At 29.2% G+C, this 13,656-nt stretch carries 14 protein-coding genes; 10 read left to right on the plus strand and 4 right to left on the minus strand.

The genetic code is table 11. From position 1 onward, the window contains the following. Positions 1-89: 89 nt before the first annotated feature. Genes ACI48P_RS14905 through ACI48P_RS14915 form a run of 3 tightly spaced genes read left to right on the plus strand, consistent with a single transcriptional unit; the run spans position 90 to position 1,543 of the window. The gene (locus ACI48P_RS14905) at positions 90-290 is read left to right on the plus strand and encodes a helix-turn-helix domain-containing protein (protein WP_475217063.1); all 201 of its coding nucleotides are present in this window, start codon (positions 90-92) and stop codon (positions 288-290) included. Between the two features lie 19 nt (positions 291-309). Further along, the gene (locus ACI48P_RS14910) at positions 310-960 is read left to right on the plus strand and encodes a CHC2 zinc finger domain-containing protein (protein WP_475217065.1); all 651 of its coding nucleotides are present in this window, start codon (positions 310-312) and stop codon (positions 958-960) included. After that, positions 938-1,543, plus strand: a complete 606-nt coding sequence (locus ACI48P_RS14915) for a VapE domain-containing protein (protein WP_475217067.1) — start codon at positions 938-940, stop codon at positions 1,541-1,543. The genes ACI48P_RS14910 and ACI48P_RS14915 overlap by 23 nt, the downstream gene beginning before the upstream one ends. 334 nt (positions 1,544-1,877) lie before the next feature. On the opposite strand, the gene ACI48P_RS14920 is transcribed toward ACI48P_RS14915, so the two are convergent. Together ACI48P_RS14920 and ACI48P_RS14925 are read right to left on the minus strand one after the other, a co-directional pair. After that, positions 1,878-2,483, minus strand: coding sequence for a MurR/RpiR family transcriptional regulator (locus ACI48P_RS14920; RefSeq protein WP_475217337.1), 606 nt, complete (start codon positions 2,481-2,483; stop codon positions 1,878-1,880). Beyond that, complete coding sequence (locus ACI48P_RS14925; protein ID WP_475217069.1) at positions 2,434-2,598, minus strand: hypothetical protein; 165 nt, start codon at positions 2,596-2,598, stop codon at positions 2,434-2,436. The genes ACI48P_RS14920 and ACI48P_RS14925 overlap by 50 nt, the downstream gene beginning before the upstream one ends. A gap of 193 nt (positions 2,599-2,791) precedes the next feature. Here ACI48P_RS14925 and ACI48P_RS14930 point away from each other — a divergent pair, with 193 nt between their 5' ends. The 7 genes from ACI48P_RS14930 to ACI48P_RS14960 all read left to right on the plus strand — a co-directional run bounded on the left by ACI48P_RS14930 (position 2,792) and on the right by ACI48P_RS14960 (position 10,278). Next, positions 2,792-3,547, plus strand: a complete 756-nt coding sequence (locus ACI48P_RS14930; RefSeq protein ID WP_475217339.1) for a carbohydrate deacetylase — start codon at positions 2,792-2,794, stop codon at positions 3,545-3,547. Between the two features lie 20 nt (positions 3,548-3,567). Further along, positions 3,568-4,992, plus strand: a complete 1,425-nt coding sequence (locus tag ACI48P_RS14935; protein ID WP_475217070.1) for a PTS transporter subunit EIIC — start codon at positions 3,568-3,570, stop codon at positions 4,990-4,992. A 13-nt stretch (positions 4,993-5,005) separates the two neighbouring features. After that, on the plus strand, positions 5,006-6,331 hold the full coding sequence (locus ACI48P_RS14940; RefSeq protein ID WP_475217071.1) for a family 4 glycosyl hydrolase: 1,326 nt from the start codon (positions 5,006-5,008) through the stop codon (positions 6,329-6,331). A 157-nt stretch (positions 6,332-6,488) separates the two neighbouring features. Beyond that, complete coding sequence (locus ACI48P_RS14945) at positions 6,489-7,784, plus strand: family 16 glycosylhydrolase (RefSeq protein WP_475217072.1); 1,296 nt, start codon at positions 6,489-6,491, stop codon at positions 7,782-7,784. Positions 7,785-7,850: 66 nt separating this feature from the next. Further along, positions 7,851-8,501, plus strand: a complete 651-nt coding sequence (locus tag ACI48P_RS14950; RefSeq protein ID WP_475217074.1) for a hypothetical protein — start codon at positions 7,851-7,853, stop codon at positions 8,499-8,501. Between the two features lie 478 nt (positions 8,502-8,979). Next, on the plus strand, positions 8,980-9,966 hold the full coding sequence (gene bsh / locus ACI48P_RS14955; RefSeq protein WP_475217076.1) for a choloylglycine hydrolase: 987 nt from the start codon (positions 8,980-8,982) through the stop codon (positions 9,964-9,966). A 78-nt stretch (positions 9,967-10,044) separates the two neighbouring features. Next, entirely contained in the window at positions 10,045-10,278 is a 234-nt protein-coding gene (locus ACI48P_RS14960) for a hypothetical protein (RefSeq protein WP_475217078.1), read from the plus strand. Positions 10,279-10,788: 510 nt separating this feature from the next. Here ACI48P_RS14960 and ACI48P_RS14965 read toward each other — a convergent pair. Next, positions 10,789-12,771, minus strand: coding sequence for a sensor histidine kinase (locus ACI48P_RS14965; RefSeq protein WP_475217080.1), 1,983 nt, complete (start codon positions 12,769-12,771; stop codon positions 10,789-10,791). 397 nt (positions 12,772-13,168) lie between these two features. Further along, the gene (locus tag ACI48P_RS14970) at positions 13,169-13,609 is read right to left on the minus strand and encodes an OsmC family protein (RefSeq protein ID WP_475217081.1); all 441 of its coding nucleotides are present in this window, start codon (positions 13,607-13,609) and stop codon (positions 13,169-13,171) included. Positions 13,610-13,656 lie beyond the last annotated feature (47 nt).

Consider the following 13,656-nt stretch of genomic DNA (forward strand, 5'->3'; position numbering starts at 1 on the left):
GCTAAAATAAGCTAAAAGTCAATGTAACCACATCTCTGATATCATCTACTCATAAAACAAAACGAAACCAAAAAAGGAGAAGTGAAACAATGAACTATCATCTAAACACAGAATTAATAAAATCAAAAATGCTAGAAAAAGGCTACTCAATAACAAAACTAGCATCAATAAGCCAAATATCAAAATCGACAGCGGCGAGAGCGGTAAATGGACAAGGTACCCAAAGGCCCCAAACAATCTACAAAATATCAAAATCACTAAACATAGACACAAAAGACATAACAATATAAAAACATTTGGGGGGATAACATGTACAAAGAATATATACAAGAAATAAACAATATAAGAGACTTAGAAACAGTAATAAACTACTACCATCCAAATAAACTTAAAAGAAATAAAATGAGTTGCCCATTCCACAAAGACAACAAGCCGAGCTTTTCAATAGTAGACAAAGGAAATGGAGCTTTCTACAAATGTTTTTCATGCAATGAAGGTGGAGATATAATAAAATTTATTCAAAAGACAGAAAACCTATCATTCATACAAGCTCTAAAAAAAGCCTACGAAATATTAAATAAGCCACTAAATTTACCAAACATAAAAATCAACACAAATAACTCACTAAATAAAAACAATACAGTAGAGTATTATGAGAAAAAATCTAAAGAAGCACTAGAGGAAGGAAATATAGACAAAGCTTTTGAACTAAGCTGTAAAAGTGATGAAGAAGCAGATAAAAAGTACTTAATAAAGTATCCATTTCTAACACAAAAAGGTACACCTATGAAAATATGGGACCACCTATACGAAATACTAAAAGCAAATAACATCCAAGTATTTTACAATGAATTAAGCAAAGACATTGAAATAGAAGGCTTAGAAGCAATTACTGGAGACAATCAACTTGTAGAAATTCACTCATTGTGTTCAAAGTGTGGATTTAATACTAATCACTAAGTGGTTAATAAATACAGCCATGATACCTTTTAATGATGGCACTAAAAACATTGAAGGAATACTAACACTTCAAGGTAAGCAAAGTATAGGAAAGACTAGACTTATAAAAAAGTTAATACCTATGTATGTAAAAACAGGGCTAGAGCTAGATCCAAGTGATAAAGACAAAGTTTATCAATGTATAAAATATTGGGTAGCCGAGCTAGGAGAGTTGGACTCAACTTTAAAAAGAGACTTAGCAAAGCTTAAAGCCTTTATAACGGAATCAGTAGATGAGTTTAGGAAGCCTTATGCAATGAGACCTTCAGTACATCCAAGAAAAACATCATTTTATGCAACAGTCAATAATGATGACTTTAAAATATGCACTCCTGTGGAGCTGGCAGTTGAGAGAGAGTTTGACTGGAATAGTGATAAGTCTAATTGGAACTGGAAATCAACTGCTGATATATGTAATAGATTAAATATTAATTCTACTAGTTCTCTGAAGACAAGTATGTTTAAGTATGGTGCAGAGTATAAAAAAACTAGTGGAAGAAGAGGATATATTACGCCACCATATATGAGTAACTTTATTATTTAGTGCCACATAGCTGTCCATTTTCATGCCATAGTGCCATGATTTTTATGATTGATTAAGAAAAACTTATGGCACTTGGACAGACAATCGTAAAATATGGCATGTAGAAAGTAATAGGTGCCACTTGACTAAAGTATGTAGTTTCAATATATACAAAGTATTATGGCATATATGGCATCAAAAATATTATAATCTAGGATTTAGAGGATGATATTGTTATCTATGTGTTCTGATATAACAGGTGTCCTAGTGCCACCTCCAACGTAAACAACGGCCAAGAACATTTAATGACTTAATTAGTTCTTAATAACGTTTTCAAAAATATTAAATAATAATATTAAAATCTAGAGAATAAATCCTCTAAAATGTTTATGCTATTTCCATAAAATGTTGTATATTCTTCATTTTTGATATCCGCAATAAAATTAGTAGGTATACAAATAGATACATCAGAAATAGCACTAATACTACTATTATGATCTGAAGTTATAGATATAACATCCCCACCAAGATCAGCCAATTGTTCAATTTTTCTAATACATGAAAAATTTTCGCCAGACTTTGAGATTACTATTAAAGTAGGATAGTGTTTTTTTTCATAGACTATAGGTATTTCTAAACCATGTAATAATATAACATTATACTTTTTAACTAAAAGCTTTCTATGAATGTATCCTGTTACAAACTCACAAAATCCCTCCCCATATAGATAAATATATTTTTTCTTATTTAAATATGTTTTAGCTAATTCATTAAAGTCAGCTAAAGGATGTTTCGAGCTCCAAGTGAAACTATTATTATTTTCGGCTACATTAACTAAAGTATCTGATGTCATTCTTTTTATATCAAAAATCAATTCGTTGTATCCACTGTACCCAAGTTTTTTAGCCAATCTAATTATAGATGCTGTAGAAGTAAAGTTTGATTTTGCAAGTTGTCTTATACCCTTCTTTTTTTATATTTTCTGGATTTGCAAATATGTACTCAAGTATCTTAACTTCTGAATCTGATAAATTTTGAGTTTTAAAGATTCTATCAACATGAAATTTTTTGGTCATAGACATTCCCTTTCCCAATATTTAAGTTTAATGTATAAAATTATTATATCATAAAGAATTTAGGTTGTGAAACATGTTACACTATTGTACATCTGTTACAAAAGGAGTGTAAAATATATTAATAAATTTAAAAAGAATATATACTTTAAATATATCAAAGTGAAGGGAGGAGACAGGTATCAAAAAACTAATTATTAACGCAGATGATTTTGGATATTCACATGCTGTAAACATTGGAATAGCAAAAAGCCATGTGAAAGGTGTATTAACATCAACAACATTAATGGCAAATATGGCAGGTACAAAACATGCAGTTGAGTTATCTAAACAAATGCCTGATTTGGCAGTAGGGGTACATTTAACATTAACATGCGGTAAACCAATTTTAGGAAATTGTGTAAATTCATTAACAAATGAAAATGGAGATTTTTATAAGTTAAGTGATTTTGATAACGAAAATGTAGAAGTCGATAAAAATGAACTTTACAGTGAGTGGAAAGCTCAGATAGATAGATTATACTCATTTGGGATTAAATTAAGTCATATTGATTCACATCACCATATACATACATTTGATCAAACCTCTGAAATAGCAAATATGCTTTCAAAAGAATATGATTTACCAATTAGAAACTGTAAAAGTGGTGTAAATAACGATGAAATAAATTTTTTAGATTTATGTAATTATGATCCGATTAGAGATATGACTACCAAGTATATGGAAGTTAGAGAAGAGTGTTTTAAAGTTATAGAATCAAATATACTTAAAAATATTGAATTTGAAAAAAGTGAGGCAATGTGCCATCCAGCATTTTTAGATAGTCCTTTACTAGAAGGTTCATCTTTTAATATTGCTAGAATAAGGGAAGTAGATATACTATGTGACCCATATATGAAAGAGCTTATAAAGAAATATGGTATAGAGCTTTGCAATTATAATAATATATAAATTTAAAGGGGGAAATTATTTTGACTAAATCACTTCGATTAGTAAGTAATCAATTATCTAAGCTAGGAAAAGCAATGCTAGTACCGGTTGTTGCTATGCCTGTTGCAGGTCTTTTATCTAGACTTGGGCAGCCGGATTTATTAAACTTAGACATATTAAAAATTGCATCTGATGTTGTATTTGGGAATTTAGATTTACTATTTGCTGTTGGATGTATACTTGCTTACACAAAGAGTAAAGACAAATCATCAGCAGTTTTAGCAGGAGTACTTTCCGTTATGGTATTTAGGCAAGCGCTTACATATTTGAATGAAAGTATTAGTATGGGAGTGTTTGGAGGTATAGTATCAGGTATAAGTACTGCTGTTATATATAATTACAGTAAAGATTGGAAAGTACCGAGCATGTTTTCTTTCTTTGCAGGAGAAAAGTTAGCTATAACGTTAGGACCAATATTTTCACTTGTTTTAGCAGGAGCATTTAGTTTTATATGGCCTCCTATAGAAGCAGGATTAGATACTTTTGCAATAGGTCTTGGATCAATGGGAATTGTAGGAGTATTTTTATTTGGATTCTTAAACCGTGTTTTAATACCGACTGGCCTACATCATGTTTTTAATGCTTACATATTCTATGAATTAGGAAGTTTTACAACTTCAAATGGAACAGTAGTAACAGGAGAGATGACAAGATTCTTAGCAGGAGACCCAAGTGCAGGATCATTTTTAATAATGTTTTATGTAATAATGGTATTTGGAATACCAGGTGCAGCTTTAGCAATGTATAAAACAGCACGCCCAGAAAATAAAGAAGAAGTAAAAGGATTAGCAAACAGTGGTGCATTAACTTCAATATTTGCAGGAGTAACAGAGCCAATTGAATTCTCATTCATGTTTATATCTCCACTTTTATACTTTATACATTCAGTATTTACAGGTTTAGCAGGAGCGATATTATACTTATTTGATTCAAGACTTGGATTTGCATTTGGATTTAACATAATAGACTTAACTCTAAATTGGAATATGGGTAACAACGTAATATATGTAATACCTGTTGGGATAGCATTTTTCTTCTTATACTATTTAACTTTTAAGACACTTATCATTAAGAAGGATATAAAGACTCCTGGAAGAAGTGAAAATGTAACTGAAGGTATTGATGAAAAAGAATTGAAACTTTCTCACTCAAATTATTCGTATATGGCAAAGAAATTATTACAAAATATTGGTGGAGCTGAAAATATAGTTAATGCTGAAAATTGTGTTACAAGAATGCGTTTAGAAATAAAAGATATAAGCTTAATAAATGAAGATAACATAAAGAAAACAGGGGCAAAAGGAGTAGTAAAAGTAAATAAAAACAATATACAAATTGTAGTAGGTACAGAAGTAGTTCATGTAATGAAAGAATTTAATGCATTATTAAGTGAAGCATCGAATTAAGGAGGTAAACAATATGGGAAATAAAATAGTAATAGTAGGTGGAGGATCTACTCATACACCAGGAATAGTAGAAGTACTTAGAAACCGTGCAAAAGATTTACAATTAGAAGAAATTGTATTATATGACAATAATGAAGAAAGAAATTACCTAATAGGTGAATTTACAAGAATATATTATAGAGATAATAATTCAGATGTTAAAATTTCTTACACTACAGATATAAGAGAAGCTTTTAAAGATGCTAACTTCTTATATGTTCAAATAAGGCCAGGCCTTAACAATCAAAGAGAGATTGATGAAAAAATATGCTTAAAGCATAATGTTGTAGGGCAAGAAACTTGTGGTTTAGGTGGATTTTCTTTTGCACTAAGAGTTATACCTGAGATTTTAAAAATAGTAGAAGTGGCACAAGAAGTTTGTCCAGATGCTTGGATACTAAATTACACTAATCCAGAAGCTATAATTTCAGAGGCTATATATAAGAAATTCCCTAAAGCTAAATGCTTATGTATATGTGATATGCCAATAAGTATAGAAGAAACTTTAGCAGAGTATTTAGATATACCATATAAAGATTTAACTTTCAAATACTTTGGTTTAAATCACTTTGGATGGTGGACTAATATTTATGATAAGTCTGGAAAAGATTTATTACCAGGAATAAGAGAAAAGGTAGAATCAGGAGAATTAAAAGGATTAATACAAACTAATGAAGAGATTGTAGGAGATGATTACTGGACGAAGACTTTCCAAAATGTAATTAAAGCATTTAAAATGTATCCACAATACTTCCCTAACTGCTACTTACAATATTACTATTTTACAGATGAGATGGTTGAGTCAGATAATATTGAATTTACAAGAGGCTCTTATGTATTAAGTACAAGAGAAATAACAGTATTTGAAGAGTGTAGGAAAGTTATAGAGTTAGGAACAGCTAAGGATTCTAAATTATTGGGTGGGGTTCATGGAAACTATATAGTAGATATAACTAATGCTATAATACATGATACTAAAGAAAGGTTTATTGTAAATATAAAAAATAATGGAGCTATTAATAACTTTAATAGTGATGCAGTGGTAGAAGTTCCATGTTATGTTGGAGCAACGGGAGTAGAACCTGTTACGGTTGGGAATATACCTACATTCCATAAGAGTATGATGGAAATGCAAAAAGGATATGAAAAGTTAACTGTAGAAACTGCTTTGACAGGATCTTATGATACTGCAATGGAAGCTATCTTACTTAATAAAACAATACCTTCTTATAGAGTAGGTAAAGCGGTATTAGATGACTTAATGGAAGCTAATAAAGCTTACTGGCCAACATTAAAATAAAATTACTAATAAGCTTATAAACGCTCAGATTCTTTCGGATATTAGTGTTTATAAGCTTATATTATAAAAATATGAAAAATGTGGCAAAAATGTAGAGCATATTGTAATACTATCAATAAATGAGGAAATAAGATTATTTTAAGAGGGGGATTATATTATGTTTAAGATTTTAAAAAAGAGCTTAACAAGTTTAATGGCATTATTAATGGTTATATCAACTTTCTTTACATCATCAATTTATGCAGCTGATCAACCACCTAATCCTACTACAAAAGAAGGGTATACACTAGATTTTTCAGATGAATTTAATGGAACAGAGTTAGATAAGACAAAGTGGACAGATTACTATTTGCCTAACTGGTCTCATAATCCAGAAAATGCAAAGGCAAATTATAGGTTTGAAAATGGTTCTTTAATAGAGTACATAACAGAGGATCAAAAACCATGGAGCCCTGAACATGATGGAAAAGTTCGTTCATCTGCTATAATGTCATTTGATAAGAACTGGATTCATAACTTTAGTGGTACAACACAAAATCAAGAGAGAGAACCTTGGGTAGGATATGCCACTACTTATGGATATTTTGAAATACGTGCAAAGTTTGCTGACTGTGGTGGTGGAGGCCATCAAGCTTGGTGGATGGTAGGTATGCAAAATGATACTGATGATTGGTTTAATTCAAAGGAAACTGGGGAGATAGATATTATAGAATCATTCTTTAGTAAGCCTGATACTTGGAGGATTGCAGCATATGGATGGAATGATCCAAACTTCCAAACAAGCTGGATGCTTTCTGAAGAGCCTGTACCATCAGGAGACCCAACATCTGAATATCATATCTATGGGTTAGACTGGTCACCAGGTAGTTTGAAATTCTATTATGATAATGAACTATATAAAGTAATAGATCAAGCACCAGATTATCCTATGGGTACAATATTAAATATATATACAGATGCAGGTTCAGGGCAACATAATGATGTGTGGCCTAAACAGTGGGCAATAGACTACTTCCGTGTTTGGAAAAAAGATGGGGGATATGAAGAGCCTTTATACCATATAAAAAATAGAGAAACAGGAAAATACCTATATATAGAAGAAAATAATGATAAGGTTTTATATGGAGATATTAATGAATTTGATACAAATGGAGTATGGAAAAAAGAAAATGTAGATGGATATATTAGATTAAAAAATAAAAAAACAGAAGAGTATCTACATATAGAAAATCAAACAGGTCTTTTAGAACATGGAAAGGTTCTACCGACTTATTATAGCGCTCAATGGAAAGTTGAAAATGAAGAAAATCATTTACGATTTAATAATAGATGGAAAAATAATTCATATATGCACATAGAAGATGAAAATGGTGCAGTTCAATATGGAAACGTACCTAATGGGTACTGGAGTAGTCAATGGCAATTAATACCTACGACTTTAGAATCTAAATAGAGTTAATGGTGATAAAAGGACCTAGATTTTTCTAGGTTCTTTTGTAACAGAAAGAGGTAATATAATATGAGAATTTTAAAGATAGTTTCACTTTGTTTGATTATATCAATGTTTGTTGGATGTAGTGTTAGTGAGCCAAATACTAATGTAGCTAGTAGTAGTTCAAATAAAAATAGTGAGATAGATTCAAAAGAAGAAGATAAAAAACAAGAAGAGAGAAGCAAGCAAACTTTATGGACTGTGCTAGATAAAGATGGTAATGATAAAGTAATGCTTAATAGTGGCGATAAGGATGTAGAGCAAATAGTAGATGTTATAGAGAAACATTGTTTGCTTGTAGACAATAGAGAATTTAATAAGTTAACTGTAGAAGATGAGTATGTTTTATATAGTGAGAACTTTATTAAAGCTTTAGAAAAGGGCAGTTATAAAGAATCGGTAGAGTCAATGTATGAAGATAGTAAGCTGGCTTTAAAGAATGAAAATTTAATATGGTATCGTAATTATTTTAATGAAGATATAACTACATGTAAGGTAACTGTTGAGTCAGAGTTTACAATTAAAGAAGCGAATAAAGATTATCTTGATAAAAACCAAATGAACTTAGATGAAGTTTATCAAGAGAAAAGAGTATATTACCTAGAAAAACTAGAAAATAAATGGAAGATTGTCAATATAGAAAAAGGAGCTTTAACAAAAAGAAGTGAATCTATATAAATAAGCCAAATATCAAATATGTCACTAATAGCAGAAGCATATGGACTAGGTGTTTTATATAGTGGATTTTTTTCAACAGCAGTTAATAATTCTTTAAAGCTAAAAAAGGTTTATTAGATTTTAGAAATCATACAAGTAATGACTTAGAATTTACGATACAAGTTTTAAAAGTTTTAGATGTATTTAAAGAAGAAGCATTAAGTTCATGGTTAAACCTTTATATAACAAATGATTCTAAATATTTTTTTGATTTGATAAATTGTAATAAATAAATTTAAGCTTTATTTGTGAATTCAAATTCTAAACCACTTTTTCTACGGCCAATAGATAAGTGGTTTTTTATTTTATAATATATGTAATTAGTACTTATTAAACTTGTTGTATTACTTATAGAAATTAGGATTTTTAAGTGATGGCATAAAGGAAATTAATTTAGAGAAACATAATCACAAAAGAAATTTTATTAGGAGGTAATAAAATGTGTACAGCGTTAACTTTAAAAACAAAAGATGGTTATAACTTATTTGGAAGAAATATGGATTTATCATACTCATTCAATCAAGCAGTAACTTTATTACCTAGAAATTATGAATATAGAGATAGAGTTACTGGTAATATGAAAAAAACTAAATATGCAATGTTAGGAATGGCGAGTATTATAGGTGATTATCCAGCTTTTGCAGATGCATTTAATGAAAAAGGCCTAGGATGTGCAGCACTTAACTTTCCAGGATATTGCCATCTAGAAGAACAACCAGTACCAGGGAAAAATAATTTAGCTCCTTATGACTTAATTATATGGATATTATCAAATTTTGAAACTGTAGATGAAGTTGTAAAAGAATTTGGAAATGTAGAATTAGTCGCAGTTCCAATTGATGAAAATACACCACTGCCAACTCTTCACTGGATAGTTGCAGATAAATATGGAAAATCTATAGTTATAGAAAAAACAAAAGAAGGCATAAAAGTTTATGAAAATCCAATTGGAGTTATGACTAATTCTCCTACATTTGATTGGCATTTAACTAATTTAAATGAATATATGATAACTACTCCTATTCAACCAGAAAATATAAGATGGGTAGATAAAGAGTTAAAGCCATTAGGTGTAGGCATTGGAACTAAAAGTTTACCAGGTGGATTTTCGGGAGTAGATAGATTTGTAAGAATATCATATTTAAAATCAAAACTTTCAGAAACAGAAGAATTAATGACTGGTATAAGTCAATTTTTCCATATATTAAATAATGTAGCAATGCCAAAGGGTGCTGTTATAAGTGATGGTTTGGATGATATAACTTTATATACTTCATGTATGTGTCAGCAAAAAGGTATATATTATTATTCAACATATAACAATAATGGAATAAGTGCTATAGATATGAATAAAGAAGATTTAGATGCCAAAGAAATTAAGAGATTTGAATATTTAGATAAACTATATATTACATATCAAAATTAAGGTTTATTCATTAGCTCGCAAGCTGATAAAGAAGTATCGGGAAATCAATCAATAGAAAGTACACAAGGAACATCAGAAATGTTAAAAGAAGTATTAGCTGGAGAAGGAACAATAGACAAGATAGAAATTAATGAAGAAGGATCAGTAATAACAGTAGGAGATGTTAAGATGTCAGTACATGCTAGCACAAATATATTCCAAGATGAAACATTATTCCAAGTATCTGATTTAAAAGAAGGTCAAAAGGTAAAAATATACTCTGATGGGCAACAACAAGATATATTAAACGGACTAAGAGTAGAAGTTAGATAATATAGCCTCAGAGTAATCCACGAAAAGTCGTATTATATACGACTTTTTTATATTAATTAAACCAGCAAGGCAGGTAAGAACCTACTTGCAACTTATAAATTCTACATTCAAAAAAAGACTGTAGGTAAGTTTGTATTTACACAAACCTACTTACAGTCACAAACTATATATAATTTTAATATATAGATGGTGTTATACAACAATATCCAAGTACTTCCTCATCTGTTGGATTAAAAATTTTATGGCGAGTATTAGCTAAAATATAGATACTATCACTCTCTTATAGGTGATGTATATCATTTTCAATATATATATCTACTTTACCTTTAGTAACAAAAATACATTCATCTGCATTATGAATTATATAATTATCAGAATCATAGCACTTACTATCTAACTTAAATTCAATAACATTCATCTTAATATTTATATTTTCAGATTTAATAAGTGGAGTTAAAAATTCAAAGGCAATGTTGGTTTCAGCTAACTTTAATTGATACTATATATTAATTAGAAAGTAATCTCATATATGTCGGATAATTCTAATTCTGTATTATAGGAGTTGTGCCAATAATTTGAGAGAGGTAGTTTTTTATCAAATCGATTAGGCAGTTGTATCTCAAATGTAGTACCTTCACCTGGCAAACTTCTCAGAGTTATTTCTCCACCATGCATATTAACGATAGACTTTACAAGGCTTAAACCTATTCCGCACCCTTCATTTAATCTAGTAAATGATAAATCACATCTTACAAACTTATCAAATATTTTACTTTGAGCACTAAGGGGGATACCAAAACCTTCATCTTTTATGTATATATACGTATAGGCATCTTTTACAGCTAATGATATATATATCGTGGAATCATTTGATGAATATTTTATAGAATTAGATATTAAATTAAGTAACCCTCTTTCAATCATATTGGGATCACATTTTATATAATGTTCATTTACGTTTGAATCAAAATAAACTTGTATATTTTTTGAATTAGTAAGTTTATTTACTGATTCGGATATATTTTCTATTAATTGTACAATATTATAGTTTCCATAGTTAAGTCTTAATTCACCTAAATCTAATCTAGATGTATCAACTAAATTATTTACTAATCGAAGCATTCTTTTACAATTTGAATTTAGTGTATTGCTATGTCTAGCATATATTTCGCCAAAAGATGCCATCATATTTGAATTTAACTTGTCAAGTAATTGAATTGTAGAATAAAACATATTTAACGGAGTTTTAAGTTCATGGGATACATTAGATATAAACTCATCTTTCATAATGGAGTCTAGCTTCTGAAGTTCTATTTCAGTCTCTAATCGTATATGTTCAGATATATCTATATAACTAACTAAAATCTCAATAGAACCTCCATCATTATAATTTAATACTTGAAAGCAGCAATCTAAGATGCAACCTGTTTCATCATTTTTTAATACACCTCTCCAGTTATTAAACTCCTTCAAGTCGCTTACAATTCTATTAAAATTAGAAGTTAAATCACTGTTTTTAAGCAACTCGCTTTTGAACCTATTAATATCAGTGTCTTCACCTATATTATAAAAATCTTTAATTTTATTATTTATATAGGATATATTTAAATTTTCATCACAAATAAACATATAACTATAATAATTATTATCTACAAAGTTAAAAAACTTTTCTAATTCCTTGTTTAGGCGCTTTGATCTTAAGACACTAATATATAATTCTACACCTATGGCTACTATAATTATAAGTAAAAATAGATAAGTAATAAATATCGAAGTTATTCTTGAGTTAAAACTAGCTAATTTAAGACCGAATATTGAATAAATCGCTTTTATTGCCAATAAAAATATACTCGTACTAAAAAAAGCTAGGAATACTAGATTTTTTTTCATAGACATAACCATTAATCTTAAAGATATTATTAAGTAGCTTATAATAAGAACTACATTATAGAATATAGCCAAGCTTGAGATATTGTAACCTTCTCTATAGTTAAAGATATAATACTCTAAAAGCCCAAATATAAATGAATATAAAATAATAAATGCCATAGAATATACCTTATTATTATATATAACCTTATGGATTTTACTATCAGGCATGATTGTTATAAATAATATAAGTATCCTTAATATAGAAGGTGATATAGCCACATAACTAGAAGTACTAAACTGCCTATCTATAAACGTGAAATAATCTATATTACCTACAATTAAACCAATTGAAAAGCTTAAGTACATTAATGAAATTATAAAAACTGTACTATCATTTGTTTTATTGTATATTGATATACAAGATAAATAGGCCAATATAGATAGTATTATACTAAATGACCGTATAAATGATATAGATGTAGCTAAGTAATTACTATTCATATTAAAAACTAGTAATTTAAATATAAAATAAATAGTAAAAAAGAAAAATATACTTAAATATATTTTAATTATATTCCTCTTAACTAAAGGAATATCAGAAATATGTGAATTAAATGACATAAAAATTACCTCCTAATTAGTAATAATAAAGCACTTTTTGATAATATCAGATTGTATATGTAGGAATTTGTAAAAAAAGAGGGAAGAGTATATATTTATTTTATTAAGCTATAGCTGACTGTATTGAAGAATGAATTTATAGAGGATAATATTGTTTTTTATGAGGTTTGGTAAAACAGGTGCCTATGTGCCACTTACCACTTGAGCAACGGGATGCGACATTAGCGAAGCGAATTTTATTTGGATTTTAGACTATTTCTATATTGTTTTGGATAAATTCAGGGATCTATAAATTCGTTTTTGGTTTAACTAATATGTATTAATTAGATAATGAAATTTTATAAGATTGCCTAAAAGGGTAGCTTAATGCCACCCTCTCAATGATTATAAGTATCTATTATTTTTCAACAACACAATCAACTACTAAATTTGTTCCTTTAGAAATTGTATCCCCAACAGGACAGAATTTCTCTACATGTGCAATCATTTCCTTTATCTGATCTTCAGATGCGTTTGATTTAATAATAAGCTTAGATCTAATAGCTTCATACCCTGGTCTTACACTTGTATCACCTTGGTATCCTGCAGGATCTAGATCTCCTTCAAGTTCAATCTTTAAATCTTCAATTTCTATTCCCATATTTGAAGCCACCATTTTTGTCACTAGGCATTGGCATGAACCTAGAGCACAAAGTATTGCTTCTACGGGATTCATTCCACTGTTTGTTCCACCCGCTTCTATGGGTTCATCTAAAATCATTTTAAATCCTCTGGAAGTTGATTCGACCTTCATCCCTTCTAAAAGATGTGATGATGCTTTAGAAATTTCAATAGACATAGTATCCTCCTCATTGGTATTTAATCACTTATGCAAGTTCATTCTAT

The organism is Romboutsia sp. LXY-2 (genome assembly GCF_056171995.1).

Excerpts from the sequence above, each read along its gene's own strand:
- ACI48P_RS14910 (WP_475217065.1), top strand. The coding sequence starts at position 310 with ATGTACAAAGAATATATACAAGAAATAAACAATATAAGAGACTTAGAA.
- ACI48P_RS14970 (WP_475217081.1), bottom strand. The coding sequence starts at position 13,609 with ATGTCTATTGAAATTTCTAAAGCATCATCACATCTTTTAGAAGGGATG.
- ACI48P_RS14945 (WP_475217072.1), top strand. The coding sequence starts at position 6,489 with ATGTTTAAGATTTTAAAAAAGAGCTTAACAAGTTTAATGGCATTATTA.
- ACI48P_RS14950 (WP_475217074.1), top strand. The coding sequence starts at position 7,851 with ATGAGAATTTTAAAGATAGTTTCACTTTGTTTGATTATATCAATGTTT.
- ACI48P_RS14925 (WP_475217069.1), bottom strand. The coding sequence starts at position 2,598 with ATGACCAAAAAATTTCATGTTGATAGAATCTTTAAAACTCAAAATTTA.
- bsh (WP_475217076.1), top strand. The coding sequence starts at position 8,980 with ATGTGTACAGCGTTAACTTTAAAAACAAAAGATGGTTATAACTTATTT.
- ACI48P_RS14965 (WP_475217080.1), bottom strand. The coding sequence starts at position 12,771 with ATGTCATTTAATTCACATATTTCTGATATTCCTTTAGTTAAGAGGAAT.
- ACI48P_RS14960 (WP_475217078.1), top strand. The coding sequence starts at position 10,045 with ATGTTAAAAGAAGTATTAGCTGGAGAAGGAACAATAGACAAGATAGAA.
- ACI48P_RS14940 (WP_475217071.1), top strand. The coding sequence starts at position 5,006 with ATGGGAAATAAAATAGTAATAGTAGGTGGAGGATCTACTCATACACCA.
- ACI48P_RS14905 (WP_475217063.1), top strand. The coding sequence starts at position 90 with ATGAACTATCATCTAAACACAGAATTAATAAAATCAAAAATGCTAGAA.